Annotated in this window: 28 protein-coding genes; 14 read left to right on the top strand and 14 right to left on the bottom strand. The window is 70.9% G+C overall.

Features of this window, described 5'->3' with window-relative positions:
* Window positions 1–44: 44 nt before the first annotated feature.
* Complete coding sequence (locus tag ACO2Q0_RS19325) at window positions 45–584, bottom strand: DUF721 domain-containing protein (RefSeq protein ID WP_423353142.1); 540 nt, start codon at window positions 582–584, stop codon at window positions 45–47.
* 61 nt (window positions 585–645) lie between these two features.
* Between ACO2Q0_RS19325 and mutY the strand changes: the two genes are divergently transcribed.
* Window positions 646–1,719, top strand: a complete 1,074-nt coding sequence (mutY, locus tag ACO2Q0_RS19320) for an A/G-specific adenine glycosylase (protein ID WP_423353358.1) — start codon at window positions 646–648, stop codon at window positions 1,717–1,719.
* Here mutY and ACO2Q0_RS19315 read toward each other — a convergent pair.
* The 5 genes from ACO2Q0_RS19315 to ACO2Q0_RS19295 all read right to left on the bottom strand — a co-directional run bounded on the left by ACO2Q0_RS19315 (window position 1,716) and on the right by ACO2Q0_RS19295 (window position 6,172).
* Window positions 1,716–2,870: an MFS transporter gene (locus ACO2Q0_RS19315; protein WP_423353141.1), complete on the bottom strand. Its 1,155-nt coding sequence runs from the start codon at window positions 2,868–2,870 to the stop codon at window positions 1,716–1,718. The genes mutY and ACO2Q0_RS19315 overlap by 4 nt on opposite strands.
* A 28-nt stretch (window positions 2,871–2,898) precedes the next feature.
* A complete protein-coding gene (locus tag ACO2Q0_RS19310) occupies window positions 2,899–3,978 on the bottom strand; it encodes a site-specific DNA-methyltransferase (RefSeq protein ID WP_423353140.1) in 1,080 nt (359 codons plus the stop codon).
* An 81-nt stretch (window positions 3,979–4,059) separates the two neighbouring features.
* A complete protein-coding gene (locus ACO2Q0_RS19305; protein ID WP_423353139.1) occupies window positions 4,060–4,731 on the bottom strand; it encodes a ribonuclease HII in 672 nt (223 codons plus the stop codon).
* Window positions 4,731–5,312, bottom strand: coding sequence for a DNA-3-methyladenine glycosylase I (locus ACO2Q0_RS19300; protein ID WP_423353138.1), 582 nt, complete (start codon window positions 5,310–5,312; stop codon window positions 4,731–4,733). The genes ACO2Q0_RS19305 and ACO2Q0_RS19300 overlap by 1 nt, the downstream gene beginning before the upstream one ends.
* Before the next feature lie 62 nt (window positions 5,313–5,374).
* Window positions 5,375–6,172, bottom strand: a complete 798-nt coding sequence (locus ACO2Q0_RS19295) for a YgfZ/GcvT domain-containing protein (protein ID WP_423353137.1) — start codon at window positions 6,170–6,172, stop codon at window positions 5,375–5,377.
* Window positions 6,173–6,235: 63 nt separating this feature from the next.
* On the opposite strand from ACO2Q0_RS19295, the gene ACO2Q0_RS19290 reads away from it, so the two are divergent.
* Complete coding sequence (locus ACO2Q0_RS19290) at window positions 6,236–7,198, top strand: glycosyltransferase family 9 protein (RefSeq protein ID WP_423353136.1); 963 nt, start codon at window positions 6,236–6,238, stop codon at window positions 7,196–7,198.
* Between the two features lie 3 nt (window positions 7,199–7,201).
* The gene (locus ACO2Q0_RS19285; protein WP_423353135.1) at window positions 7,202–8,539 is read left to right on the top strand and encodes a dihydroorotase; all 1,338 of its coding nucleotides are present in this window, start codon (window positions 7,202–7,204) and stop codon (window positions 8,537–8,539) included.
* 224 nt (window positions 8,540–8,763) lie between these two features.
* On the opposite strand, the gene ACO2Q0_RS19280 is transcribed toward ACO2Q0_RS19285, so the two are convergent.
* Window positions 8,764–9,309: a hypothetical protein gene (locus tag ACO2Q0_RS19280; RefSeq protein ID WP_423353134.1), complete on the bottom strand. Its 546-nt coding sequence runs from the start codon at window positions 9,307–9,309 to the stop codon at window positions 8,764–8,766.
* Window positions 9,310–9,583: 274 nt separating this feature from the next.
* On the opposite strand from ACO2Q0_RS19280, the gene ACO2Q0_RS19275 reads away from it, so the two are divergent.
* From ACO2Q0_RS19275 to ACO2Q0_RS19265, 3 genes are all read left to right on the top strand, one after another.
* Window positions 9,584–10,678, top strand: a complete 1,095-nt coding sequence (locus ACO2Q0_RS19275; RefSeq protein ID WP_423353133.1) for a hypothetical protein — start codon at window positions 9,584–9,586, stop codon at window positions 10,676–10,678.
* Window positions 10,679–10,914: 236 nt separating this feature from the next.
* Entirely contained in the window at window positions 10,915–11,874 is a 960-nt protein-coding gene (locus ACO2Q0_RS19270) for a TraB/GumN family protein (protein WP_423353132.1), read from the top strand.
* A gap of 65 nt (window positions 11,875–11,939) precedes the next feature.
* Complete coding sequence (locus ACO2Q0_RS19265) at window positions 11,940–12,092, top strand: hypothetical protein (protein ID WP_423353131.1); 153 nt, start codon at window positions 11,940–11,942, stop codon at window positions 12,090–12,092.
* Between the two features lie 28 nt (window positions 12,093–12,120).
* Here ACO2Q0_RS19265 and argS read toward each other — a convergent pair whose 3' ends face one another.
* Both argS and ACO2Q0_RS19255 read right to left on the bottom strand, forming a co-directional pair.
* Window positions 12,121–13,899 (bottom strand): arginine--tRNA ligase, encoded by a 1,779-nt coding sequence (gene argS, locus ACO2Q0_RS19260; RefSeq protein ID WP_423353130.1) that lies wholly within the window; start codon window positions 13,897–13,899, stop codon window positions 12,121–12,123.
* Window positions 13,896–14,594 (bottom strand): Tat pathway signal sequence domain protein, encoded by a 699-nt coding sequence (locus ACO2Q0_RS19255; RefSeq protein WP_423353129.1) that lies wholly within the window; start codon window positions 14,592–14,594, stop codon window positions 13,896–13,898. The genes argS and ACO2Q0_RS19255 overlap by 4 nt, the downstream gene beginning before the upstream one ends.
* Before the next feature lie 165 nt (window positions 14,595–14,759).
* On the opposite strand from ACO2Q0_RS19255, the gene ACO2Q0_RS19250 reads away from it, so the two are divergent.
* The 4 genes from ACO2Q0_RS19250 to rnhA are packed head-to-tail and all read left to right on the top strand — an operon-like array spanning window position 14,760 to window position 17,377.
* A complete protein-coding gene (locus ACO2Q0_RS19250; protein ID WP_423353128.1) occupies window positions 14,760–14,921 on the top strand; it encodes a hypothetical protein in 162 nt (53 codons plus the stop codon).
* Between the two features lie 59 nt (window positions 14,922–14,980).
* Window positions 14,981–15,928, top strand: a complete 948-nt coding sequence (gene ispH / locus ACO2Q0_RS19245) for a 4-hydroxy-3-methylbut-2-enyl diphosphate reductase (RefSeq protein ID WP_423353127.1) — start codon at window positions 14,981–14,983, stop codon at window positions 15,926–15,928.
* A 31-nt stretch (window positions 15,929–15,959) separates the two neighbouring features.
* Window positions 15,960–16,931, top strand: coding sequence for a homoserine kinase (gene thrB / locus ACO2Q0_RS19240; RefSeq protein ID WP_423353126.1), 972 nt, complete (start codon window positions 15,960–15,962; stop codon window positions 16,929–16,931).
* Window positions 16,928–17,377 (top strand): ribonuclease HI, encoded by a 450-nt coding sequence (gene rnhA, locus ACO2Q0_RS19235; protein WP_423353125.1) that lies wholly within the window; start codon window positions 16,928–16,930, stop codon window positions 17,375–17,377. Before thrB ends, rnhA begins: the two co-directional genes overlap by 4 nt.
* On the opposite strand, the gene ACO2Q0_RS19230 is transcribed toward rnhA, so the two are convergent.
* Window positions 17,374–18,276 (bottom strand): NAD(P)/FAD-dependent oxidoreductase, encoded by a 903-nt coding sequence (locus ACO2Q0_RS19230; RefSeq protein WP_423353124.1) that lies wholly within the window; start codon window positions 18,274–18,276, stop codon window positions 17,374–17,376. The genes rnhA and ACO2Q0_RS19230 overlap by 4 nt on opposite strands.
* Window positions 18,277–18,379: 103 nt before the next feature.
* Between ACO2Q0_RS19230 and ACO2Q0_RS19225 the strand changes: the two genes are divergently transcribed.
* The 3 genes from ACO2Q0_RS19225 to ACO2Q0_RS19215 all read left to right on the top strand — a co-directional run bounded on the left by ACO2Q0_RS19225 (window position 18,380) and on the right by ACO2Q0_RS19215 (window position 22,059).
* Entirely contained in the window at window positions 18,380–18,814 is a 435-nt protein-coding gene (locus ACO2Q0_RS19225; protein WP_423353123.1) for an RrF2 family transcriptional regulator, read from the top strand.
* 97 nt (window positions 18,815–18,911) lie between these two features.
* Complete coding sequence (locus ACO2Q0_RS19220) at window positions 18,912–20,174, top strand: serine hydrolase domain-containing protein (protein ID WP_423353122.1); 1,263 nt, start codon at window positions 18,912–18,914, stop codon at window positions 20,172–20,174.
* 82 nt (window positions 20,175–20,256) lie between these two features.
* Complete coding sequence (locus tag ACO2Q0_RS19215; protein WP_423353121.1) at window positions 20,257–22,059, top strand: DUF885 domain-containing protein; 1,803 nt, start codon at window positions 20,257–20,259, stop codon at window positions 22,057–22,059.
* Here ACO2Q0_RS19215 and ACO2Q0_RS19210 read toward each other — a convergent pair.
* From ACO2Q0_RS19210 to ACO2Q0_RS19195, 4 genes are read right to left on the bottom strand one after another with little or no spacing between them, the layout of a single operon-like run.
* A complete protein-coding gene (locus tag ACO2Q0_RS19210; RefSeq protein ID WP_423353120.1) occupies window positions 22,056–23,408 on the bottom strand; it encodes a HAMP domain-containing sensor histidine kinase in 1,353 nt (450 codons plus the stop codon). The two genes, ACO2Q0_RS19215 and ACO2Q0_RS19210, sit on opposite strands and share 4 nt — an antisense overlap.
* Window positions 23,405–24,076: a winged helix-turn-helix domain-containing protein gene (locus ACO2Q0_RS19205; RefSeq protein WP_423353119.1), complete on the bottom strand. Its 672-nt coding sequence runs from the start codon at window positions 24,074–24,076 to the stop codon at window positions 23,405–23,407. The genes ACO2Q0_RS19210 and ACO2Q0_RS19205 overlap by 4 nt, the downstream gene beginning before the upstream one ends.
* A 20-nt stretch (window positions 24,077–24,096) precedes the next feature.
* On the bottom strand, window positions 24,097–24,612 hold the full coding sequence (locus tag ACO2Q0_RS19200) for a PepSY domain-containing protein (RefSeq protein ID WP_423353118.1): 516 nt from the start codon (window positions 24,610–24,612) through the stop codon (window positions 24,097–24,099).
* A complete protein-coding gene (locus tag ACO2Q0_RS19195) occupies window positions 24,609–25,820 on the bottom strand; it encodes a glycosyltransferase (RefSeq protein ID WP_423353117.1) in 1,212 nt (403 codons plus the stop codon). Before ACO2Q0_RS19195 ends, ACO2Q0_RS19200 begins: the two co-directional genes overlap by 4 nt.
* Window positions 25,821–25,987: 167 nt before the next feature.
* Between ACO2Q0_RS19195 and ACO2Q0_RS19190 the strand changes: the two genes are divergently transcribed.
* Window positions 25,988–26,434, top strand: a complete 447-nt coding sequence (locus tag ACO2Q0_RS19190; RefSeq protein ID WP_423353116.1) for a MarR family winged helix-turn-helix transcriptional regulator — start codon at window positions 25,988–25,990, stop codon at window positions 26,432–26,434.
* Window positions 26,435–26,444: the final 10 nt, after the last annotated feature.

Raw genomic sequence — 26,444 nt, 5'->3', positions numbered from 1 at the left:
CTGACGCACCGTAAGCGGCGTTGAAGCACGGGTTTCAAGACCTTTTAGCGTCGGGCCCGCAGGACTCCACGACCTAGGGCGAGCAACGCTGTCTTCAGTTTGCCTTCCGGAGCTGCCGCCAGCCCTTGCGCCAGTTCCGCCTCCGCGGCTGCGTCCAGCGGCGCCTGACGACGACGCGAGGTCGGCGCCGGCGCTTCCGAGCGCCGCAATGGTCCCTGCACGATGCGCAGCTTCTGAACGGCGTCCGGACCGAGGAACAGGTTCACGCGAGCCAGGATATCGTGCGCCTGGTGCTGCACGATGGCCGCCGAAGCGCCGGCGACCCGGATCTCGAGCGAGGAGGCGGCTCCGTTGCGCCCCTTCACCAGCTTCACAGGTTCCGTGCGGCGGGCTATGTCGGGGCCGACAATCTCCTTCCAACGGGCCGAAAGGGCGCTCGCGCCCTGGCCGAACTTCGCATCCAGGTCGCGTACATAGCCGGTCAGCGCGCGGCCCGCTGGCGGCGGCGGCCGGTGAGCCGGACGGCTGCGCTTGCGCTTCAGGATCTCCAGCGCTTCGGCGGTGCTGGGCAGGCGGCGTCGCATGGCGTCATCTTTAGACCGACCGGCCGTCGGCGCGAAGCGCAACCGGGACCCGGCGCCGCAGATGCGCACCGGCGTGCGCCGGGCTAAGACAGCGGCCGTGTCCCTCCGCGCCCAACTCCTGAGCTGGTACGACGCCCACGCGCGCGAGCTTGCTTGGCGCATCGGGCCGGGCGCGCGCGCCACCGGCGTCCGCGCCGACCCCTACCGCGTGTGGTTGTCGGAGGTCATGCTGCAGCAGACCACCGTGCCGCATGCGACGCCCTACTTCCTGAAGTTCACGCAGCGCTGGCCGACCGTGAACGACCTGGCCGCCGCGGCCGACGAAGATGTCATGGCCGCCTGGGCCGGCCTTGGGTACTACGCCCGCGCCCGCAATCTCCTGGCCTGCGCGCGCGCTGTCGCCGGCGAGCACGGCGGCGTCTTTCCGGATAGCGAAGAGGGCCTGCGGAAGCTGCCGGGCCTCGGCGCCTATACGGCTGCCGCAGTGGCCGCCATCGCCTTCGACCGACCGTCGAACGTGGTCGACGGCAACGTCGAGCGCGTGATGGCCCGGCTGTTCGCAGTCGAGCCGCCGTTGCCGGACGCGAAGGCCGAATTGAAGCGGCTGGCGGGTGCGCTGGTGACCGACGACCGCCCCGGCGACTGGGCCCAGGCCCTCATGGACCTCGGCGCCACGATCTGCCGGCCAAAGTCGCCCTTGTGCGACCGCTGTCCAGTGCTCGACCACTGCGCCGGCTTCGCGACGGGTGCGCCCGAGGCCTACCCTCGGAAGACCGCCAAGGCTGAGCGGCCGCATCGGCACGGGGTAGCCTATGTCCTGACCCGGGGCGACGAGGTCGCGCTGGTCCGTCGGCCCCCGAAAGGCCTTCTGGGCGGCATGCTGGCCCTGCCGACCAGCGACTGGCGGGCTGAGCGGTGGAGCGACGCCGAGGCCCTGCGCGCGGCGCCGGCCGAGGCGGCCTGGCGCGGCGTGGGCGAAATCGAGCACGGCTTCACCCACTTCATCCTCACCCTGCGACTGCTGCGGGCCGAGGGCGACGCCGTCGGGGTGATCTGGAGTCCGAGGCGCGACCTCGACGCGCTGCCCAGCGTCTTCCTCAAGGCTGCACGAGCGGGGCTGACGAACCTGCTCTAGTCCGGCTCGCCCGTCGGAAACACGAAGAGCAGGACCACGAAGGCTAGCAGCGACATGGCGAGCGCCGCCCCCGGAATGGCCGGCACCCCGAAGGCGGCCAGCGCGGCCCCGCCCAGCCCCGATCCAAGCGCCTGGCCGACGGAAATCACCGAACCGTTGAGCGCCATGGCGACGGGCGCGCCGTCGGTCATGTGGATCAGGCGGGCCTGCACCACCGGCGTCATCGAGAAGAGCGCCGTCGCTGCGACGAAGATGGCCAGAGCCACGAGGAGCATGCTGGGCCAGCCGGGCGGCAAGGCGTGGTGGGTCGCTGCGAAGTGCAGGGTCATGGCCGCCGCCTGGATCGCGAACCCCTGGAGGATCCAGCTCTTGCCAGCATAACGGTTGGCGGCCCGCCCGCCGAGCCACAGGCCGAGGATCGAGCCGACGCCGATCATCATCTGGAAGGCTCCGACGCCTGCGCCCGTGACCCCGGCGCCGACCCGCACGAGCGGCGCGATGTAGAGGTTCACGGTCATGTTCGCGGCGAAGAGCAGGAAGGTCGTCATGTACAGGGGCCAGATATGGCCGACCGGCAGACGGCCGCCCTGCCGCGGCGGAGGCGGGTTCACCCGGGGCATGAAGGCCAGCACGCCGGCGAGCGCCAAGGTCGACAGTCCCGCCGCAAAGACGAAGGTGGCGCGCCAGCCGAACACCGAGCCCACCACGCTGCCGAGCGGGATGCCGAGCACGAAGGCGAACGTCATCCCGCCCGCCGTGATGGCGATCGCAGAGCCACGCTTCTCCGGCGGGGCCAGGGCGGCCGCAGCGATGCTGGCCGACGGCCCAGCGACGGCGCCGGCGAGACCCGCCAGCGCGCGCAGCCCCAGCAGAGTCGCAAAATCGGGTGTGATGGCGCAGGCCAGGTGCGCGCCGACGCCCAGCGCCAGCGAGACCGTCAGCACGATCTTCCGATCCACGCGACCCAGCAGCCAGGCCACCGGCGGTCCAAGCAGGGCGGCGGTGAGCACATAGGCCGTCTGCAGCTGGCCGGCCACGGCCGTCGAGACGCCGAGGTCGCGCGCCATCACCTCCAGCAGGCCGGCGAAGATGAACGCGGCCGAGCCGAAGGCGAAGGTGCAAAGCGTGAAGACGAGGACGCGCGGGCTCATCCCCTACGCGTCTAACAGGCGTTCGAAGCTAGGCCGAGAGCTGAGAGCGCACCTTGGCGCGCAGCACGTCGATGGGGGCGAGGCCCTTGTCGGACTTGAAGTGCCAGTAGGTCCAGCCGTTGCAGGCCGGGGCGGACTGCACCATGGCGCCGACCTTGTGGATCGAGCCTGAGAGGTCGCCGACCACCAGGCTGCCGTCCGCACGCACGCGCGCGGCGTTGCGGCCCTTCGGGCAGTAGAGCACGTCCCCCGGACGCAGGAGGCCCGCCTCGACGATCGTGCCGAATGGGATGCGCGGCTCGGACCGCTTCGAGCCGGTCACCGCCATCTCCTCGGCCGTCGCGGGGATCACCTTGGCGATCCGCTGCTTGGCGATCTTTGCGTACTCGGCCTCGCGCTCGATGCCGACGAACTTGCGGCCAAGCCGCTTGGCGACGGCGCCGGTGGTGCCGGTGCCGAAGAACGGATCGAGGATGACGTCGCCCGGCTTGGTCGAGGCGAGGATCACCCGGTGCAGCAGGGCTTCGGGCTTCTGGGTCGGGTGGGCCTTGGCGCCCGCGTCGTCCTTCAGGCGCTCGTCGCCCGTGCAGAGCGGCAGCGTCCAGTCCGAGCGCATCTGCAGCTCGTCGTTGGCCATCTTCATGGCGTCGTAGTTGAAGGTGTAGCGCCGGCCGCCGCGCGACTTCGACGCCCAGATCAGGGTCTCGTGCGCGTTGGTGAACCGGGTGCCCTTGAAGTTGGGCATGGGGTTGGACTTGCGCCAGACGATGTCGTTCAGGATCCAGAAGCCCAGGTCCTGCACGGCGACGCCGACGCGGAAGATGTTGTGATAGCTGCCGATCACCCAGATCGCGCCGTCGTCCTTCAGCACGCGGCGGCATTCCTTCAGCCAGGCGCGGGTGAAGGCGTCATAGGCCTCGAAGCTCTCGAACTGGTCCCAGTGGTCGTCGACGGCGTCGACCTTGGAGTTGTCGGGGCGTAGCAGATCGCCGCCGAGCTGGAGATTGTAGGGCGGGTCGGCGAAGACCAGGTCCACGGAACGGTCCGGGAGCTTGCGCAGCTCCTCCAGGCAGTCGCCCTGGATGATGGTGTCGACCGGAAGGCCCATGCTGAAACCCTAGAGGAACAGGAGCCTGAATCCTCGGGCCTTATGGTGAAGGGCGCGTTGACGCGCATGGTCAACGGAAGGTTAAGCCTCGAAAGGCAGCTCTTCCTGCAGGGCGTCCTCGAAAGCCATCAAGGGATCCTTGCCCATCAGCGCCAGCTTTACCGGCCCCCAGTTCAGGCGGTGGATCTCGCAGGGACCGAGGCTGAGCAGGGCCTCGGCGTGGATGGGCGCGCGATAGCCCTTGTGGCTGGCGAAGCCATAGCCGGGATAGCGCTCGTCCATCTCGGTCATCAGGCGGTCTCGGGCGACCTTGGCCAGGATGGAGGCCGCGGCGATCGACTTCGACTTGCCGTCGCCGCCGACGACCGTCTTCACCTCGCACGGCAGCTTGAAGCGGTAGTTGCCGTCGACGAGGGCGAACATCGGCTGCACGGCCATGGCCTCGATGGCCCGGCACATGGCCAGCCCCGTGGCGTGCAGGATGTTGAGGCTGGCGATCTCCTCGACGCTGGCGAAACCGACGCCCCAGGCCACCGCCTTGGCCTTGATCTCGATCTCCAGGCTCTCGCGGGCCTTGGCCGACAGCTTCTTGGAGTCGTCCAGACCCTTCGGGACCTTGCGCGGGTTCGGGTCGAGGATGACGGCGGCGGCCGAGACCGGACCGGCCCAGGGACCGCGGCCCGCCTCGTCGACGCCGCAGACCGGGCCGCCGACGAACGCCTTCTCGAGGAGCAGGGTCGGACCCTTGGCCATCAGCGGGCGAGCTCCTTCACTTCATCGTGCCGGAAGCAGCAGGTGAGATGGTCGTTGACGAGGCCGGTGGCCTGCATCCAGGCGTAGACGATCACCGGGCCGACGAACTTGAAGCCCTTGGCCTTCAGCGCCTTGGACACCTCGACGGCGAGCGGCGTCTGGGCCGGGACCTGGCCTGCGTCCCACGTATTCTGGAGCGGCTTGCCGTCCACGAAGCCCCAGCAGAAGTCGGCGAAGTCCTCGCCGCGGTCGCGCATGTCCAGGTAGATCTTCGCGCCCGAGATGGCGGCGTCGATCTTGGCGTTCGAGCGGATGATGCCGGGATTGGCCATCAACCGGGCGCGGTCGGCGTCGTCGTAGGCGGCGACCTTCTCGGGATCGAAGCTGTCGAACGCCTCGCGGAAGGCCTCGCGCTTGCGCAGGATGGTGATCCACGAGAGCCCCGCCTGGAAGCCATCGAGCACCAGCTTCTCCCACAGGGCGCGGGAGTCGTACTCGGGCACGCCCCACTCCTCGTCGTGGTAGCGCTCGTAGAACGGATCGCCGTTCATCCCCTTCCAGGTGCAGCGGGTCAGGCTCATCGCGGGCACCCTCGCCCCAGGCGGCGGAACTTCTCAAGGTCCGTTTCGCCGCATCCGGACATCTAAGCGGCGTTATCCCCAGCACTTTGCGGAAACCAGGCCGGCACCTCGACCTGGGCCGCACGGTCGCCGGCGGTGAGCGGGACCCCGAGCGCGCGGTCGAGGCGGACGAGAGCGATCGCTCGGCCGTCCATGCCGGATAGCACCTCGCCGGCGCGCAGGTCGCCGGCCAGCAGCTCCGTGCCCGGCTCAGGCGCGGGGCCGTCGAAGACGATCGGCAGCATGCGGTTCTTGATCGTGCCGCGGCGCTTCATGCGCGAGGTGGTCTCCTGGCCCACGAAACAGCCCTTCTTGAAGTCGATGCCGGAGAGCAGGTCGAAGTCGGCCTCGATGGGATAGGTGCTATCGCTTCCCCAGTCGGCGCTGCCGGGCACGCCGAGCGCGAGCCGGTGGGCGTCGTAGGCGGCCTCGTCGGCGTCGGCCCGGGCCGGACCGTAGATACGACGGCCGAGTTCGGGCAGGCGGGGATCGGCGACGCCGGCGGATCCGGCGGGGAACTCGGCGAAGACGGGCAGGTCGCTGGCGGCGAGGTCGACCTTGGCCCGCAGGCGATAGATCGTCAGGCGCTGGAGCAGGGCGTCCCGGTGCTCGGCGGCCACGTCGATCAGGGCGCCGTCCTCGGTCCCGACGAGGAACAGGTCGTACAGCAGCCTGCCCTGGGGCGTCAGCAGGGCGCCGAAGCGCGCCTCCCCGGGCTCCAGCGTCTCGACGTCCTGGGTGAGCAGGCCTTGCAGGAAGGGGCGCCAGTCGGGCCCGCCGATGGCGATTACGGCTCGGCTGTTCAGCGAAGCGACAGTCATGCCGGGCAATTTGGGATGCGCCGCGGTGGAGCGCCAGCGCCGGCTTCGGCTATTGGAGACGCCATGTCGTCCGGTCCGTTCCCGATTCTGTTCATCACCGCCACGCGGATCGGCGACGCCGTGCTGTCGTCGGGGCTCATCCGGCGGCTGCACGACGAGATCCCGAACGCGCGCTTCACGATCGTCGCCGGGCCGGTCGCCGCGCCGCTGTTCGCCGAGGTCCCGAACCTCGACCGCGTGATCGTCATGGAGAAGTCGAAGACCGGCGGCCACTGGTTCGAGCTGTGGCGCGAGGTGCGCAAGCGCCGCTGGGGCCTGGTGGTCGACCTGCGCGGGTCGGGGCTGACGAAGTTCCTGCGGACGCGCCGCCGCGCGATCCACCGCAAGAGCGCCGAGCCGGTGCACAAGGTGATCGAGGCCGCCCGCGTCCTGAAGATCGAGGACGAGCCGGCGGCGCCGTTCCTCTACGCCTCGGCCGACACCGAGGCTTACGCAGCCGAACTGGTGAAGGGCGAAGGGCCGATCCTGGCGCTCGCGCCGGCCGCCAACTGGATCGGTAAGACCTGGCCGGTCGAGCGGTTCGCCCAGGTGGCCATGCGGCTGCTGCGCGAGCCGGGACCGCTGCAGGGCGGGCGGCTGATGATCGTCGGGGGATCCCGCGATGCAGGCCTCGTGAAGCCGCTGCGCGACGTGGCCCAGAGCCGCATCATCGACCTGACGGGCAAGGACCTGCTGACGGCCTACGCGGCGCTGAAGCACGCCCGGCTATTCATCGGCAACGACAGCGGGGCGATGCATCTCGCCGCCGCGGCGGGCGCACCGACCATCGGCCTCTTCGGTCCCTCGGACGAGCGGTTGTACGGTCCGTGGGGGACGAACACGCGGGCGGTGCGGGGGCCCCGCGAGTTCGAGCAGATCCGCAGCGTCGATCCGGGCCTGGACCAGGCGATCTGCCACATGATGGACCTGCCGGTGGAGAAGGTGGTACGCGCGGCGAAAGAGCTCCTCGCCGCGACGGAAGGCTGACCCATGCCCGAGACCTACGACCTGATCGTGCGCGGCGGCGAGGTGGTGAACCATGCGGGCCGCGGGGCGGCCGACGTGGGCGTGCGCGGCGGCAAGGTGGTCGCCATCGGCGACCTTTCCCAGGCCAGCGCCGGCGAGACCTTCGACGCGAGCGGCCTGACGGTCATGCCGGGCGTGATCGACACCCAGGTCCACTTCCGCGAGCCCGGCCTCGAATGGAAGGAAGACCTGGAGACCGGCTCCCGCGCGGCGGTGCTGGGCGGCGTCGTCGCCGTCTTCGAGATGCCGAACACCGAGCCGACCACGACGGACCCGGCGGCGCTGGAGGACAAGCTGGCCCGCGCCGCCGACCGCATGCACTGCGACCACGCCTTCTACGTCGGCGGGACGCACGAGAACGCCAGGTTCCTGGGCGAGCTGGAGCGGCTGCCGGGCTGCTGCGGCATCAAGGTGTTCATGGGCGCGTCGACCGGCACGCTGCTGGTGCAGGACGACGAGGGCATCGAGATGGTGCTGCGCCACATCCACCGGCGCGCCGCCTTCCACTCCGAGGACGAGTACCGCCTGGCCGACCGGCGGCCGCTGGCGCGGACCGGCGACTGGACCAGCCACTACGAGGTGCGCGACGCCCAGTCGGCGATCCAGTCGACCGAGCGGCTGGTGCGGCTGGCCAAGCAGCTGGGCAAGCGGATCCACGTGCTGCACGTGACGACGCGCGAGGAGATCGAGTACCTGGCGCAGCACAAGGACGTGGCGAGCGTCGAGGTGACGCCGCAGCACCTGACGCTGGCGGGGCCTGAGGCCTACGAGCGGCTGAAGGGCTACGCCCAGATGAACCCGCCGATCCGCGGTCCGGAGCACCGCGAGGGCCTGTGGGCCGGGATCGCCAGCGGCGTCGCCGACGTGATCGGCTCGGACCACGCGCCGCATACCAAGGAGGAGAAGGCGCGGCCCTATCCCGCCTCGCCTTCCGGGATGCCGGGCGTGCAGACGCTGCTGCCGGTGATGCTGACCCACGTGGCGGAAGGCCGTCTGTCGCTGGAGCGGCTGGTGGACCTGACGAGCCATGGAGCCAACCGGGTCTTCGGCCTGGCCGACAAGGGACGGCTGGCGGTGGGCTACGACGCGGACCTGACGATTGTCGACCTGAACGCCCGCAAGACGATCCGTCACGAGGACATGGCCACCCGCGTCGGCTGGACGCCCTTCGACGGCTTCGAGGCCAGGGGCTGGCCGATGGCGACGATCATCCGGGGGCGGGTGGTGATGCGCGACGGAGAGATCGTGGCGCCGAGCCTCGGGCAGCCGGTGCGGTTCGCCGAGACGCTGGATCATCACTGAGGACGGGCGGCGCGGGCGGCGCCGGTCTTCTTGAGAACCACGAACCAACACGAACCCACACGAACGGGTCGGCGCATGCGGTGCGAGCCCGGAAGCGCGGGGGCTTACGGGAGGAAGGCGCGCCGGAGGCGCGCGGTCTAATCTGAGGCTCTGAGGGACGACAACCAACCGCGCTGTTCGTGTTGGTTCGTGTTTGTTCGTGGCTGAATCCCGCGGCGGCGGGTTCAGGCGGAGCTTTGGAAGGCAAAGTGGGCTTCAGCCCCCTCCACCGCTTCGCGGTCCCCCTCCCCCTGTGGGGAAGGATAGGGGGCGGCGGTAAGGCCGAGCTTGCGGATGATGCGATCGACCTGCTGTTCGAGGGGCAGGTGGATGAAGTTCGGGTCGAGGGCTTCGTAGGCGAGGAGGCCTTCGAGTTCGGCGTTGACCTCTTCGTCCTCTTCCCAGTCGGCTTCGCGCCAGGTGAGCGTCTGGACGGTGTTGCGGATGCGGTTCCAGGGGCGCTCGGCCTCTTTCTCTTCGGCAGCCTCGGCGCGGCGGGTCTCCTCGCGGTCGAGCGAACGGACGTCCTTCCGCAGCTTCACGCGGAGCGCATAGGTCAGGCGCAGGGAGCGGCTGACGCCTTCCAGGGCCTTGGCGAGATCGGCCACCTCGGACGCCTCTTCCGCCGCCTGGGCCATGCCGTGGAGCTTGTCGGCGAGCGCGAGCTGGAGGCTGGCGACATGGGCGAGGCCCGCGTCCATCTCCTGCAGCATGTCGGCGTCGCTCAGCATGAACAAAAGAAGAACATAGAACGGGCGCGAAGTCAAAAACTTTCGTCATCCCGGCCGCAGCGAAGCGAAGAGCCGGGACCCAGGAGGGTTCTGCCGTGCGGCGGCCCCTGGGTCCCGGATAGCCGCTGCGCGGCTTCCGGGATGACCATTCGGGGAGGGGCGAGACGCGGTGAAATGACGCTGTTCACGCGGGCGCGCGGCCGGGCGATAGTGGCCCGTCGGTGAAGTGACGGGCGCCGGCGACGAGTGTCGACACGCGCCCGGGAATACGCCGTTGCCCCAGCTTGACCTGACCACCCTGAGCGGACCGGAACTCCGGCAGCTGCTGGACAGCGCGCGGTCGCGCGGCCAAGCGGCCCAGTCGTACGAGATCCTGCAGGAGATGGCCCGGCGTCGCGAGGACGAGCCGGGCGACGTGCGCAAGCGACGGTTCGGGGGCCGCCGCCGCCCCGCCGGAGAGCCGCACATCATCGACCTCGACCTGGGCGACCCGCTGGAACGGGCGCCTGAACCGTGGGAGGTGGACGCCGCCCTGGAGCCGGCGGCGATGACCTTCGAAGAGGACGACGGGTTCCTGCAGCCGCCGCCGCCCGCGGCGGCCCAAGAGACAGGGGCCGAGCCGCCGCTGACCCTGGCCCGGGAGCCTGCGCCGAGTCGCGCCCGACGCCCGCCGAAGGCGGCAAAGGCCGCGAAGGCGGCAAAGGCCGCGAAGGCGGCGAGGGCGTCGAAGCCGCCGCCTGCCCCCCGGGCTCCGCGGCCGGCGCGCAGGCCTGGAGCCGCGCTGGGATTCGCACTGGGCGGCCTGGCGGGCGTCGTGCTGGGGATCGGCGTCGGCGGCAGCCTGCGGGAGGCCCTGGCCCTGCCGACGGAACCCTCGGAGCCGCCGCCGATGAGCGTGGCGCAGCTGCCGCCGCCCCCGCCGCCGCTGCCCGAGCCGGAGGTCCTGGCCGAGGCGGCGCCGCCAGCCCAGCCGCAGCTCGCCGAACTGCCCGCCGAAGAGGCCATGACAGCCGCCGCCGACGCCGCGGCGACGACGCCGGCGATGGAGCCGGAACCCGAACCGGCGCCCGAGCCGGCCAAGCCTGAGCCCGCCAAGCCCAGCGCGGCCGACACCTGTGCGGCGGAGGCCACGCCGGCCGACCGGGCGATCTGCGGCGATCCCGAGCTGCAGCGCCTGCAGAAGGACCTGCGCCAGGCCTATGCCGACGCCCTGGCGGCCCATGCCGATCGCGACGTGCTGCGCAGCCGCCAGCTTGCCTGGCGGGATGCGCGGAACGGGGTGTCGGACCCTTCGAAGCTGGCGGCGCTGTACGAGGCGCGGATCCGCAAGCTGAACGCGGCGACGGCCGACGCCCGCGCCCGGCGCTGACCCCCGGCTTGTGTCGGGTACCGTGCTTATACGGGGTCCGGGAACGGCTGGACCTTAGCCGCCATTGATCCCGTGCGCCGCAGCTTCCGGCGCTTCTGCTGGTCGACGACCCTCTGGCGCGCTTCCGTCCCTCGCCCGCCAGAGGGTCTGTCCCTCTCCCGCACCCGCCCTCTCCGCCCAAGGTCAAGCTTTCGCCGCATCCGCCCGCGATCTCTGCGCCAGGTGGAGGGACGTCGATGAAGGCATGGTTCGGAGCCGCGGTGCTCGCGGCGGCGGTCATGGCGGGCGGGGCGGCGAGCGCGGCGCAGGCCCAGGCGCTGCCCGATCCCGAGGCGACGGTCGTCGAGGAACTGGTGGTGCGGGCGGCCGAGCCGGGGCCCGCCTGGTGGTCGGTGCGGGACGCCGACACGACGGTCTGGATCCTGGGCGTGGCGAGCGACGACCTGCCGGCCGGCGTGACCTGGGACAGCCGAACGCTCGAGCGGCGGCTGAAGGGCGCCAACACCCTGATCGTCGGCGACCGGATCGGACTGACCGCCAAGTTGACCGAAGTGCCGGCGCTGCTGCGCGCGCGGGGCCAGCTCAAGTCGAAGACGCCGCTGGAGACGACGCTTCCCGAGCCGCTGCGGGCGCGCTTCGTCGCGGCGCGCGACCGGGCGGGGCAGCCGGCCAGGCGCTATGCCGGATGGACGCCGCTCGTGGCCGGCCAGATGCTGCTCGCCGACAGCCGGCGCGGCGCCAAGGGCAAGCCGGTGTCTCGCACCGTGCTGGACGCCGCCAAGCGGGCCAAGGTGAAGCCCAGCTATCCCGTCCGCTATGCGGCCATGCCCTACGTCCGCCAGGCGATGGCCAGCCTGACGCCGGAGCTGCACGAGCGCTGCCTGGACCAGGCGCTGGACGACGCTGAGGCGCCGGCCGGGCGCACGCTGGCGGCGGCGCGGGCCTGGGCGCACGGCGACGTGGCGGGAGCGCTCGCCGAACCGCGCAGCTTCGAGAAGTGCGTCCTGCTGTTGGCCGGCGGCGCCGAGCTTTGGCGCCAGGCGCGGACCGACCAGGCGGCGGCCATCGCCAAGGCGCTGGAAACGCCCGGTCACGCCGTGGCGGTGGTCAGCCTGCGGATGCTGTTGGCCGAGGACGGCGTGGCCGCCGCGCTCGCGCAGCGCGGGCTGGAGGTGACGGGACCGGGCGGCCGCTGAGGTTCCGCCGAACTTGCGTCGCGATCGCGGCGTTTCCTCGCGCGATTGACGGGAGGAGCGTCGGGATGACCGGCTCGCATGAGACGTTCTGGTGGCTGCTGGCCCTGGTGGGGCTGGCGGTCGTGGTGTTCGCCGCCCTGCTGTGGTTAAGGCTGCGCCGGCGGGCGGAGACCGAGCGGCGGGCGGAAGAGGCGCGGCGCGACGACCCCGCCGCGTGACCCCTAGGTCCGCTCCTACATCCGCTCCCTACATCCTCTCCGGCGTCTCGATGCCGAGCAGGGTGAGCGCGAGCTCGAGCTGCTTGAGCGTGGCGGCGGCGAGCGTCAGGCGCGAGGCGCGGACCGGCGGTGCGGCGACCAGGATCGGGCAGGCGGCGTAGAACTTCGAGAACGCCTGGCTGAGCCGGTAGGCGTGCTCGGCCAGCGCGTTCGGGGCCTTCTTGTCGTAGGCCTCGGCGAGCGCCGTCTCGAAGGCGTCGAGGGTCAGGACGAGATCGCGCTCGGCCGGCTCGGCGACGACGACGCGGCCGGCTTCGGCGCCCTCGTCGGCGGCCTTGCGCAGCAGGCTCTTCACCCGCACCGCCTGGTACAGCAGGTAGGGGCCGGTCTTGCCCTCGAAGCTGGTGAAGCGGTCGAGGTCGAAGACGTAGGAGGTGCCGCGGAAGTTCTGCAGGTCGGCGAACTTCAGGGCGGCGACGGCGACCTTGCCGGCGATGTCCTCGAACTCGGCTTCCGGCAGGTTTTCGCCGAGGCCCGCCTCGTGCAGGCGCTCGCGGGCCTTGGAACGGGTCATCTCGATGAGGTCGTTCAGCTTCAGGACGCCGCCCTCGCGCGTCTTGAAGGGCTTGCCGTCGGTCCCGTTCATCGTGCCGAAGCCGATGTGCTCGAGCCGGCCTTCCTCGGCGTAGCCGGCGAGGTAGGCGGCGCGGAAGACGATCTCGAAGTGGTCGGCCTGGCGCTGGTCGACGCAGTAGATGACCAGCTCGGGGTCGAACTGCTGCTTGCGGTCGAGGATGGTGGCGAGGTCGGTCGTGCCGTACATCGCCGAGCCTTCGGACGAGACCACCAGCAGCGGCGGCAGCTCGCGCTTGTCCCCTTCGCGGGAGACCCGCACGATCCGGGCGCCCTGGTCGTCGACCAGCAGGCCCTTGGCGTCGAGTTCGGCCACCATCGGCTGGATCAGGTGGTCGACGTCGCTCTCGCCCTTCCACCAGTCGAAGTCGACGCCCAGCGCGTGGAAGTCGCGCGTCAGCGCCACCTGGGTCACGTCGCGGAACCGGCGCCACAGCAGGTAGCAGCCGGGGTCGTGGTTCTGCAGGTCGGCGGTGAGCTTGCGGGCCCGGTCGCGGTAGGCGGGGTCGGCCTTCCCCTTGGCGGCGGCCTCGGGATACAGCCGGTCGAGGTCGGCGAGCGTGACGCGCTCGAACTCGGCCGGGATCGGCCCGTTCGGATCGGCGTCCTTCATGGCCGCGATGCGCTCGGCGATGTCGGGGTTCTCGTCCATGACGGCCCCGATCAGCAGGCCCATCTGGTAGCCCCAGTCGCCGAAGTGGGCGTCGCCCACCACGTCGTCGCCGCGAAAGCGGTAGAGGCGCTTGATGCTCTCGCCGATGATGGAGGCGCGCAGGTGGCCCACGTGCATGGGCTTGGCCACGTTGGGGCCGCCGTAGTCGACGATCACCCGGCGCGGATCGGCCACCCGTTCGGCGCCGGCGCGCGCGTCGGCGGCGATGGCGTTGGCCCGGTCCGACAGCGCGTCGTCCGAGACCTTCAGGTTCAGGAAGCCGGGGCCGGCGATCTCCACCGCGGCCAGGCGGGCGTCGCCCTTCAGCCGTTCGGCGACGGCGGTCGCGATCTCGCGCGGGTTCCTGCCCACGCGCTTGGCGGCGGCGAGCGCGCCATTCGACTGGAAGTCGGCGAGGTCGGGACGGTCGGAGGCGGTGACGCGGGCGAGGTCTGCGGGAACGCCTTCGGCGGCGAAGGCGGCCTCGACCGCTTCGCCCAGGGCCGATTTCAGGTCGCTCATTGCGGAGTGGTCGAGCCTGCGGTGTTGGAAGCCTGGCCGCCGACGTTCAGGCGGAAGCGCTTGCCCTCACGGTTGAAGGCGGCCATCTGCGGCGTCACGTCGAAGCCCACCAGGATCTCGAAGTTGGAGCCGGAGGTGGTCATCTCGGCGCGCGGGATGACGATGCGGTTCAGGGTCTCGCGCACATAGACCCGGTCCTCGCCTTCCTTGAAGGTGACGGGGAGCTCGAAGGTCTGCTTCTCGAGCACCGAGCGGTTGCGGTCGGTGACGGCCACCCAGTAGCGGAAGGTCTTCTGGCGGCCCTCGGCCTGGGGACCGCGGCCGAGTTCGAAGAGCACCTCCATGGCCACTTCGATCGGCTTGTCGTCCTTGTACTCGCAGCCGGCCGAGATGCCCTGGATCTCGCCCGAGAAGCCGACGTTGGCGGAAGCCTCGCGGCCGTCCTTGAACTCGACGTAGCGGGCGGCGTCGTACAGCGTCTTCACGAACGGGCAGGGGCCGGCGTTGCGCAGCTGCGGCAGCGGCGACTGGCGGTTGCCCCATTCGGCGTCGCGCTTCCGCTTCTTGGCCGCGTCCTCTTCCTGCTGGCGCTGCTGGTCCTGGCCGCCGCGACGCGACTGGGCCTGGGCGAGTTCGGGCAGGGCGGCGGCGGCCGTGAGGGCCACGGCGGCGGCGACGAGCAGGTGGCGGCGCATGGGAAGGCGTCTCGAAAACAGAGAAGCGGCGAGCAAGCCTCGCCAGTCGAGGCCTAGTTACAGCCTCACGATTGCGGCGGCAACGCGGCTCAGCGCGCGCGCCAGGGAACGCAGAGCTGCACTGTGCGCTGTGCAGACCACGGCCAAGCCTGACTGGAGCTGCACATGTCCATCCTCGTCTTCGCAATCATCGTCCTCGTCGTCGCCGCGCTGCTCGCCTGGGCGGTGCAGAAGCTGCCGCTGCCGGCGCCGTTCGGAACCATCATCCAGGCGCTGATCCTGATCGTCGCGGCGGTGGTGATCGCCCAGCGGGCCGGGCTGTTCTGATCCGCAACCGCGGGCGCTAACCCTGGCGCGGAGGCGACCGGCGCACTAGGTTCCGCGCCATGTCGAGCCGTCCGCCCCTCACCGTCCTGCTGGCCAGCCCGCGCGGCTTCTGCGCGGGCGTCGACCGGGCGATCCAGATCGTCGAGCGGGCCATCGAGACCTATGGCGCGCCGGTCTATGTGCGCCACGAGATCGTCCACAACCGCCACGTCGTCGACCGGCTGAAGGCGCTGGGGGCGGTGTTCGTGGAGGAGCTGGACCAGTGCCCCGAGGACCGGCCGGTGGTGTTCTCGGCCCACGGGGTGCCCAAGTCGGTGCCGGCGGCGGCCAAGGCGCGGAGGATGCTGTACCTCGACGCCACCTGCCCGCTCGTCTCGAAGGTGCACGTGGAGGCCCAGCGCCACTACGACGCCGGACGCGAGATCGTGCTGATCGGCCACGCCGGCCATCCGGAGGTGGTGGGCACCATGGGCCAGCTTCCCGACGGCGCCGTGGCGCTGATCGAGACGGTGGAGGACGCCCGCGCGTTCCAGCCGAAGGACGCCGCCAACGTGGCCTTCGTCACCCAGACGACGCTGTCGGTGGATGACACGGCCGAGATCGTCGAGGCGCTGCGGACCCGCTTCCCGGCCATCGCCGCGCCGCACAAGGAAGACATCTGCTACGCCACCACCAACCGCCAGGAGGCGGTGAAGGCGATCGCCGGCCGCGCCGACGTGCTGCTGGTGCTGGGCAGCGCCAATTCGTCGAACTCGGTGCGGCTGGCCGAGGTCGGAAAGCGCGCGGGCGCGGCGGCCTATCTCATCGACGACGCCGGCGGGCTGGACTTCGCCTGGCTGGACGGCGCGCGGACGGTGGGCGTCACCGCCGGCGCCTCCGCGCCCGAGGTGCTGGTGCAAGGCCTGCTGGACCGGCTGGCGGAGCGCTTCGACGTCACCCTGGAAGAGGCCGAGGTCGCGCGCGAGACCGTGACCTTCAAGCTGCCGCGGGCGCTGGCCGGCGCTTGACCCGCCCCGCGACGTACCGCATGCGGCTCGCATGGCGGTCTACACGGACATCACCGACGCGGAGCTGGCGGACCTGCTGGCCGATTTCGACCTGGGCCAGCCGCTGTCGTTCAAGGGCATCGCCGAGGGCATCGAGAACTCGAACTTCCTGCTCGAGACCGAGACCGGCCGCTATTTCCTGACGGTCTACGAGAAGCGCGTGCGGCCCGAGGAGCTGCCGTACTTCCTGGGGCTGATGCGCTGGCTGGCCGAGCATGGCTTCCCCTGCGCGACGCCGATCGCCGACCGCAACGGCGACATCCTGAAGACGGTGCGCGGCAAGCCCTGCGCCATGGTGAGCTATCTGTCGGGCCTCTCCGTGCGCCGGCCGACGGTGGCCCACTGCCGCGAGGCGGGCGAGAGCCTGGCCTGGCTGCACGAGGCGCAGCAGGGATTTCCGATGACCCGGGCCAACGACCTGGGGCAGGCGGCCTGGGCGCCGATGTTCGAGAGCCTGCACGCCGCCGCCGAGGGGCTGAAGCCGGGCCTCGCCAAGGTGATCGCCCAGGATCTGGAAAGCCTGGCCCAGCGGTGGCCGAAGGGCCTGCCGCAGGGCGTGATCCACGCCGACTACTTCCCGGACAACGTCTTCTTCCAGGGCGGCAAGTTCGCCGCGGCCTTCGACTTCTACTTCGCCTGCAACGACGCCCTGGCCTACGACATCGCCGTCGCCCTGAACGCCTGGTGCTTCGAGCCGGACGGCAGCTTCAACATCACCGCGGCCCGGGCGCTGGTGGCGGGCTACGAGAGCCGCCGCAGGCTGAGCGAGGCCGAACGCGCGGCGCTGCCGGTGCTGGCCCACGGGGCGGCGATGCGGTTCTTCCTGACGCGCCTGCACGACTGGGGCGCGACGCCGGCCGGCGCGCTGGTGAAGCCGAAGGACCCGCTGGAGTACGAGCGCAAGCTCGCGGTTCACCGCAGCTCGCCCGATCTCGTGCTGTTCGGGACCGCGTCGGCCGAATGACGCCGCAGGTGGTGATCTACACGGACGGCGCCTGTTCGGGGAATCCGGGGCCGGGCGGCTGGGGCGCGATCCTGCTGTACGGCGACAAGCGTAAGGAGATCCGCGGCGGCGAGCTGGCCACGACCAACAACCGCATGGAGCTGATGGCGGCGATCCAGGCGCTGGAGGCGCTGACCAAGCCCTGCTGGGTCGAGCTGCACACCGACAGCCAGTACGTCCAGAAGGGCATCCACGAGTGGATCCACTCGTGGAAGAAGCGCGGCTGGCTGACCGCCGACAAGAAGCCGGTGAAGAACGACGACCTCTGGAAGCGGCTGGACCAGGCGCGGGCGCGGCACCAGGTGGACTGGCGCTGGGTCAAGGGCCATGCGGGCCACGAGCTGAACGAACGGGCCGACGAACTGGCGCGGCAAGGCCTGGCCGAGACGCGGGCGGGCGCCGACTAGGCCGCTGCGGCCAGGACCAGCGACCGGTGGGCCGAGACGCCCGCCATCACGCCGGCCGCCGAGGCGAGCGTGGCGTTGTGCATCGGCTGTGCGGCGTCGCCCGCCGCGAATACGCCCTCGATCGTCGTGCGCTTGATATCGTCCACCTGGATGTACGGCCCGGTCGGGCCGTCGGCGAAGGCGCAGCCGAGCTGTTCGGCCAGACGGCTGGCCATCCGCGTGCGGGGCGCGGTGAAGACGGCATCGGCGGGAACGATGCGTCCGTCCGCGAGGCGCAGAGCGTCGGTCGACGGGCCGTCGCCGAGCAGCTCCGCTACCGGCGTGCGCTCGATCGCCACGCCCCGCGCCTGGAGCTGTGCAAGCTCTTCCGGCGAAGGCTCGAAGGCGCCCTGCGTGTAGTAGGTCGTCGGCCCCCAGTCCGGCAGCAGCAGGGCCTGGTGCGCGGCCATCGGATGGTTCGCGACGACGGCGATCCGGCCATCGCGCACTTCATAACCGTGGCAGTAGGGGCAGTGGAGGACGCTCACACCCCAGCGGGACGCCATCGACGGCAGCGGGAGCTCGTCGATGAGGCCGGTGGCGAGCACGAGCCTTTGCGCCGTCGCCTCGCCGCGGCCCGCCATCCGGACACGGAAGCCGCCGCCTTCCGCCTCGGCGGCGGTCGCCACGTCGCTCGCGAAATCGAAGGTGGGATAGGCGGAGAGCTGGCCGAGCCCCTGCCGTACGATGGCGGCCGGGGCGACGCCGTCCTGGCCGAGGAAGCCGTGAGAATGGGCGGCGAAGCGATTGCGCGGCTGTCCCGCGTCGACCATCAGCACCCGCCGCCGGGCCCGGGTGAGCTGCATCGCGGCGGAGAGACCGGCGAAGCTGCCGCCGACGACGATCGCGTCATAATCCATGTCGCACCTTTTGGAATATTAGAAGTTACATGAAAATGGCCCGGCCGATCCTGTTATGCAACTTCTTTTGTTTCGAGAGGCGGCGTGATAGAACGGCGGTGCGATGCGGGGCGACAGCCGACTCTCACGGATGCTGCACGTGCTGATCCACATGGATCGTCACGACGGCCCTGTCACATCCGAACTGATCGCGCGCATGCTCAACACCAATCCGGTGGTGGTTCGCCGAGCCATGGCCGGGCTGCGGGAGCAGGGCTACGTCACTTCGGAGAAGGGACATGGCGGCGGCTGGACCCTGGCGCGGCCGCTCGAGCAGATCACGCTGCGCGACGTCTACGACGCCCTAGGGCAGCCGACCGTCTTCGCCCTGGGCGTCACACAGGATGACCCGGCCTGTCTGGTGGAGCAGGCCGTCAACGACGCGGTGAGCGAGGCCCTGCGGGAGGCCGAGGCGCGACTGCTCAGGCGGCTCGGCGAGATCACCGTCGGCGCGCTTGCCCAGGAGTTCGAGCGCCGGCGCGCCGCGCGGGCGACGTAAGCGGGCGGCAGGGCGATGCGAGTGACACGCCTGAAACACGGCTGGCGCCAAGCCGTGCCAAACCGCATGTTCTAAAAGACGCTGGGGAGGCACAGTCATGAAGAGCAGGTATCTGGGGGCGGCGGGTCTGGCGCTGGCGACGGCGCTGGCGTTCGCGGGCGCGGCCGAGGCGCGGTCGCCGAAGACGGTCGATCCGGCCGTCTCGTCGATCGTGAAGGGCGACGCCGCCGCGCTGGGCTTCGACCCGGCGAAGCTGGACGTCGCGCGACAGGGGCTGAAGGCCGACGTGGCCTCGGGCAAGATTGCCGGCGCATACCTGCTGGTGGGCCGCAAGGGCAAGGTGGCGTTCGAGGAGGGCTTCGGCGTCCAGGGTCCGGGCCAGACGGCGCCGGTCACCAACGAGACCATCTTCCGCGTCTTTTCCATGACCAAGCCGATCGTGTCGGTGACGGCCATGACGCTGGTGGAAGAGGGCAAGCTCGACATCGACGCCCCGGTCTCGAAGTACCTGCCGGAGTACGCCAACCTCGTGGTCTGGCAGAACGACGGGACGACGGTTCCGGCCACGAAGCCGATGCTGGTGCGGCACCTGATGAGCCACACCTCGGGCCTGATCTACGGCTTCGTCCAGCCCGGCTCGCCGATAGGCAAGGCCTGGGCGGCGGGCGGCGAGAACCGCAACGACCTGCCGAACCGCGAATACGCCAAGGTCATCGCCAAGCTGCCGCTGAAGGCCGAGCCCGGCACGGCCTGGAACTATTCCCGCTCGACCGACGTGCTGGGCGCCGTGGTGGAAGTCGCCGGCGGCAAGCCGCTGGATGTGCTGATCCGGGAGCGGATCACGGCCCCGCTGGGCATGACCGACACCGCCTTCTACCAGCCCGAGGCCAAGCGGGCTCGGTTCGCCGAGCCCGCCAAGGGCGACCCGATGGTCTATTACGACTACGCCAAGCCGACGCCCTTCCTGTCGGGCGGCGGCGGCCTGTCCTCGACGACCGAGGACTATCTGCGCTTCGTGCTGATGCTGGCCGGCGACGGCGAGTACAAGGGCGTGCGAATCCTGAAGAAGGAAACGCTCATGCGCATGCGCCAGGACGAGACGACGCCGGAGATCCGCCAGGCGGGCATGTTCTTCCCGGGCCGCGGCATGGGCTTCGGCCTGGGCTTCAGCCTGGTGCTGGACGACACGGTGCAGCGGCCGGGGAACGGCACGTTCTCGTGGTGGGGCATCGCCGGCACCGAGTTCTGGGTCGACCCGAAGAACGAGGTCTTCATGGTGTTCATGGTGCAGGCCCGGGAAGCGGCCAGCGAGTACCAGCGCAAGAACCGGACGTGGATCTACGACGCCCTGGTGAAGTGACGGCGTTTTAATTTCCCGACGACTGTCGCGGCGGCGCGGAGCCGGTTAGCTTCGCGCCGCTATTGTCTCGACAGGAGTGGGTATGCGGCTTTCCCGACGTGATTTCGGTCTTTCGCTCATTGCGGCGACCATGCTCTCGCCCGTGGCGGCGGCGGCCCAGTCGGACCTCGACCGCCAGCTCACCGCCTACCTCGACGCCGAGTTCGAGGAAGAGCTGCAGATGGACCCGCTGGAGCTCACGGGCCTCGGGCGCAAGGAGCAGTACGACCGGCTGACCGACCACTCGGACGCGGCGGCGGCGAAGAAGCTGGCCTGGCGGCGGCAGAGCGTGGCGGAAATGAAGCGCCGCTTCGATCCGGCCAAGCTGTCGGACGATGCGCGGGTGTCGTTCGAGATGTGGGCGCTGGAGCTCGACCGTGCCGAGGAAGCCCACCGCTGGCGCGACCACAACTACATCTTCGACCGCGGCGGCTATCACACCCGCCTGCCCAACTTCATGATCAACCAGCACCGCGTGGACACGCCCGCGGACATGGCCGCCTACATCAGCCGCGTGGCCCAGATCGGCCCCGCCGTGGACGTCCAGCTCGAGCGGGCGAAGAAGGCCGCCGCCAACGGCGTGCGGATGCCGCGGTTCGCCTACGAACAGTCCGCCGAGGAGGTGAAGCGCCTGACGACCGGCGCCCCGTTCTCCGCCGGCGAGGACTCCGCCCTGTTCGCCGACGGCAAGGAGAAGATCGCGGCGCTGAAGCTGCCGCAGGCCGAGGCCGACCGGATGACCAAGGCGCTTGCCGACGCCATGACGGGCAAGATGAAGCCGGCCTACGACCGGCTCGCCGCGTGGCTTGCCGCCGATGCGGCGAACACGACGCCCGAGGCCAAGGGGGCCGGCGCGCTGCCCGACGGCGCGGCCTTCTACAACGCCATGCTGCGCCAGCAGACGACCACCGACCTCACCGCCGACCAGATTCACGAACTGGGCCTGTCGGAGGTGAAGCGCATCCGCGGCGAGATGGAGCAGCTGAAGGCCAAGATCGGCTTCTCCGGCACGCTGGAGGAGTTCTTCGTCTTCATGCGGACGGACGACCGCTTCTACGTCGCCAACGACGACGCCGGCCGGGCCCGCTACCTGAAGATGGCCGAGGACTATCTGGCGGGCATGTACGCGGCGCTGCCGAAGTATTTCAGCCGCATCCCGAAGGCCCCGCTGATCGTCAAGCGCGTCGAGAGCTTCCGCGAAGAGCCGGGCGGGGCGGCGCACTACAGCTCGGGCGCGCCGGACGGCTCACGGCCGGGCATCTTCTACGTGCACCTGGCCGACACCCGGGCCACGCCGATCTACGAGATCGAGGGCACCTGCTACCACGAGGGCTGGCCGGGCCATCACATGCAGATCATGCTGGCCCAGGAGATGACGGGCGCGCCTGCATTCCGGGGCCAGTACGGCTACGGCGCCTATATCGAGGGCTGGGGCCTCTACGTGGAGCTGCTGGCCAAGGAAGCCGGCTTCTACACCGATCCCTACAGCGACTTCGGCCGGCTGGGCCGCGAGATCTGGCGGGCGATCCGCCTGGTGGTCGACACCGGCATCCACGCCAAGGGCTGGAGCGAGGCCCAGGCGCTGGAGTTCTACTCCTCGAACTCGCCGCAGCCGATCGGCAAGATCCGCTCGGAAATCCGCCGCTACTTCGTCAATCCGGGCCAGGCGACCTCTTACAAGGTGGGCATGGTCAAGATCCTGGCGCTGCGCGAGCAGGCGCGGAAGGACCTGGGCGCCAGGTTCGACCTGAAGGGCTTCCACGAGGCGGTGCTGGGCGCCGGGTCCCTGCCGCTGCCGGTCCTGGAGTCGCGGGTGAACCGCTGGGTGGCCAGCCGCAAGGCCTAGCCCGGAAAGCGCACCGTCACGCGCAGACCCGGGCCGTTGTCGGCAAGGGTGATCGTGGCGCCGTGGGCCTCGGCCGCGGCGGCCACGAGACTGAGGCCCAGGCCGAAGCCCGGCGCCTGGCCGTCGGCGCGCCAGAAGCGCTCGAACACCTGCTCCCGGGCCTCGGGCGGGACGCCCGGACCGTCGTCGGCCACCACCACCGCCACGCCGCCCGTGGTCATGCGGCCCTCGACGCTGACGCGGCCGCCCTCCGGGGCGAACTTGATCGCATTGTCCAGCAGGTTCGAGACCATCTGGAAGATCAAGTCGCGGTCGCCCGCGACGGCGAGGGTCGGCTCCACGGCCTCGGTCAGGGTCTGCCGGCGGTCCTCGGCGGCGGGGCGGTGCAGCTCGGCGGCGTCGGCGAGCAGGGCCGAAAGGTCGACGCGGGACCTGGCCACCTGGGGGCCGCTCTGCAGCCGGGCGATGCGCAGCAGGGCCTCGAACATCGACTGCAAGCGGGCGGCCTCGTCGAGGGCGGCGGCGGTGAGCGCCTGGGTCTCGGCCGGATCTTCGGCGGCGGCCAGGTCCTCCAGCTCGGCGCGCAGGCGGGTGAGCGGGGTCCGCAGCTCGTGCGCGATGCTGTCGGAGACGCGGCTGATGGAGGCCACGAGCTGCTCGATGCGGGCCAGCATCTCGTTGAGCGTGGCGGCGAGCTGGTCGAAATCGTCGCCGGAGCCGCGCAGGGCGACGCGGCCGGAGAGGTCGCCGGCGATGACGGCGCGGGCGGCGCGGTTGATGCTCTCCAGGCGCTGGGCGACCGAATAGGTCATGACGAGACCGCCGATGACGCCCAGCGCCAGGGTCATGCCGAGGCCCCAGGACAGCGCCTCCGTGATCAGGTCCTCGCGCTCGTCGAGGTCCTCGGTGTCGCGGCCGACCAGCAGCCGCCAGCCGCCGGGCAGGGCGAGGTCGCGGACCACGGCCTCGTGCTCCTCCTCGGCGCCCGTCGCATAGGTGCCGAATTCGTAGCGCACCCACTCGGGGCCGCGGATGCGCGGCCAGTCCAGCAGGTTGGCGGCCACCACCGCGCCGTCGGGGGCGATGAGGACGTGGTAGGGCAGCCGGCCTCGCGGTTGCGCCGCCCGCCGCTCCAGGGCCCGGATCAGGGCGTCGCGGCCCTGGGCCCGGTGGATGGCGACAAGGCGGTCGCTCTCGACCGTGAGCTGGCGCTCCACCTCCTGCAGCGGGCGCCATACGCCGCCCAGGTAGCTGGCCCCCAGCATCAAGCCGATCGAGGCGTAGAAGAGCGCCATGTAGACCAGGGTCAGCCTGAGCGTCAGGCTGCGGAGCGGGTTCGGCCGCCTCATGCGCGCAGGCTGTAGCCCATGCCGCGGACCGTCTGGATCAGCGGCGGATCGAAGTCCTTGTCCACCTTCTGGCGCAGGCGGCTGACGTGCTGGTCGATGATGTTGGTCTGGGGATCGAAGCTGTAGTCCCAGACCGCCTCCAGCAGCATGCTGCGGCTGACCACGCGGCCGGCGTTGCGCAGCAGGTATTCCAGCAGGCCGAACTCGCGGACGGTGAGGTCGATGGGCTTGCCGCCCCGCGTCACCGTCCGCGTGATGAGGTTCATCTCCAGGTCGGCGAGGGAGAGCGAGGTGGTCTCCTGCACCGGCGCCTTGCGGCGGCTCAGCGCCTCCACCCGCGCGAGCAGCTCGGAGAAGGCGAAGGGCTTGGCGAGGTAGTCGTCGCCGCCGGCCCGCAGGCCCTTCACGCGGCTGTCCACGTCGCCCAGCGCCGAGAGGATCAGCACGGGCGTGGGATCGCCGGCGGCGCGCATGGTCTGGAGAATCTTGAGGCCGTCGACGTTCGGCAGCATGCGGTCGAGGACGACGACATCATAGGTCTCGGCGGCGACGCGGAACAGCGCCTCGCGGCCGTCGGCCACGTGGTCGACCACCCAGCCCTCGGCCTTCAGGCCCTTGACCACGTGGTCGGCGACGCGGACGTCGTCCTCCACAACCAGCACATGCATGCCGAACTCCCGGCCGGCGCCTAGTCGATCACCGGCGTGATCGCGCCGGTGCGCAGGTCGACGCGAACCTCGCGGTCCTGAGCGCCGGCGAGCTCGGCCTCGTAGTAGTACCGGCCGCCTTCGCGCTCCAGCCCGATGTCGGTGACCCGGCCCTTGGTGGCGCCTTCCACCAGGGCGATGGTGGCGGTCAGCGTGCGCGGCGCCGCCTGGGCGGCCTTCAGGTGCTCGCCGGTGAACGGCAGGCGGACCGCGGCAAGCTTCTGCTGGCGCATGACCTTGCCGGTGGCGGCGTCGACATGAGCCTCCATGGCGCGGCCGTCCTTCACGAGCCCGATCTCATAGACGAGGCCGGCGGGCTCATGGTCGAGCTCGGCGTCGAAGGCGCGGCCGCCCACGGACTGTTCGGCGGCGGCGACGGCCTGGGCCAGCGACACGGCCGGCGCGGCGTGGCCAGACGCGTGGCCTGGCGCCTGGGCCGCGACGGGCAGGGCGACGGCCGCTGCGGCGGCGGCGAGGATCAGCATCTTGGTGTTCATCGGTCGGTACTCCTTATTGGCCCCCGGATGCTCGCTTCTACCGGGCCGGGATGGCGGGCTGCTTCCGGCCGCATTTGGATTTCGTCATGAAGGCCAGGGGCGGCGAGGACGAGCCGGCACATGGCCTCGACGGCCTTGGCGAGGTCGTAGTCGGCGGCGCGGTCTTTCGGCAGCACGCGGCTGGCCGGGTCGAGCTGTGCGGCGATCACGCGGGCCAGGGCGGTCGGTTCCGGCTCGGCCAGGGCGCCGTAGCGGCCGGCGGCCAGCACCTCGGGCGCGCTGCCGGCGGTGACGGCGGCGACCACCGGCACGCCGCACGCCATGGCCTCCAGCAGGCTGTTGGAGGCGCCCTCCCACCGCGAGGGCAGCACATAGGCGGCGGCGCGCGCCACCAGCGGGAACGGGTTCTCGACCTCGCCCTCCAGCCGCACCGCGTGGGCCACGCCGAGATCCCGCGCCAGGTTCGTGAGGCGGGCGCGGGTGGCCGCGCCGCCGCGGCCCAGGATGAGCAGGCGCAGGTCGCGCCGGCCGTGGGCGCGGAGGATCGCCAGCGCCTCGATCAGCGCCTCGCAGTTCTTCTGCCGGTGCAGCCGGCCGACGGCGACGAGGAACGGGCGGCCGTCCGTCAGCCACGGATGCTTGCACGCCGCGGCGGCGCGTGCGCGGACCAGCGCGGCGTCGACGCCGTTCGGGATCACCTCCAGCCGGCCCAGCCGGCGCGCGTCGTCGAAGACCGGACGCTGGGCCGCCGCGGCGGAGACCGACACGAGCCGGGTGGCGTCGCGCGCGATCAGCCGCAGGCCGCCCTCGCGCAGGAGCCGCTGGAAGGGCCCCTCGCCAGCGTGGAAGGGATCGTTGCTGATCCGATAGACGCGCGGGAGGTGGGGCAGGCCGCGCAGCGCCGCCCAGACCGCCAGGTGTGCGTGGTTGCCCATGGACACGACCGCGGCGGGCCGGGTCCGCGCCAGATGCTGGGCCAGCGCGGGGGCGGCGAGAGCCAGGGCCAGGGGCCGGGGACCGGGCGCGCGACCCAGGCGGATGTGCGGGAGCCCGTCCAGCTCGGCGGCGAGCGGTCCGGACTCAAGGCTGACCACCTGCACAGGAGCACCGCGGCGGGCGAGGGCCTTCGCCAGGTTGATGGTGTTCCGGGCCACGCCGTCGCGGGCGAGCGCGGCCGAGACGAGGATGAAGGGGGCGGGCGGCGACATCCCGCCACCCGTGCCGGCCTCACATGGCGTCAGGTTTGGGCGAACATTTGATTTTCGCCATGTTCGCAACGGCGCCGCCTGCAGGGCGGTGCTTCAACATCGAAATTCATCCTTAGACGCCGAATGGTAGTGATTCGCTCCGGGTCCGGAGGGTCGGAGGGCGTCGGATGGCTGCGGTGATCGAGGAACACCCGGAGGTCCAGGTGTTCGACGAGATCAGCATGATCGAGCACGGCGTGCGCGTGGTGATCGGCGACTGCCTTCCGGTGGGCCTGAGCTATCCGCAGTTCGAGGTGCTGAACCTGATCGCGCGGCGCGGGCTGGACCTGACGCCGGCGCAGATCGCCGTGGCCCTGCAGATGACGCCCGGGGCGATCACCAACACCCTGCAGCGGCTCGACGCCATGCGGCTTATCGTGGTCGAACCCTGCGAGAGGGACCGGCGCAAGAAGCGGGTCCGGCTGACCGCGGAGGGGCGGGAGGCCTACAATCGTTCCATGACGGCCCTCCGGCCGAAGATGGAGAAGCTGCGCGAGGCCTTCACCCAGAAGGAGTTCCGCGAGGCCCTGCCGTTCCTGCGGGCGCTGCGGGCCTGGATGACGGAGCAGGGCTGAGGCTTGCCGT

The sequence above is a fragment of the Phenylobacterium sp. VNQ135 genome (genome assembly GCF_049445735.1).
Classification (GTDB): Bacteria; Pseudomonadota; Alphaproteobacteria; order Caulobacterales; family Caulobacteraceae; genus Phenylobacterium.
The sequence above is the reverse complement of the archived record's forward strand: the minus strand, read 5'-3'. Positions and strand labels throughout refer to the sequence as shown.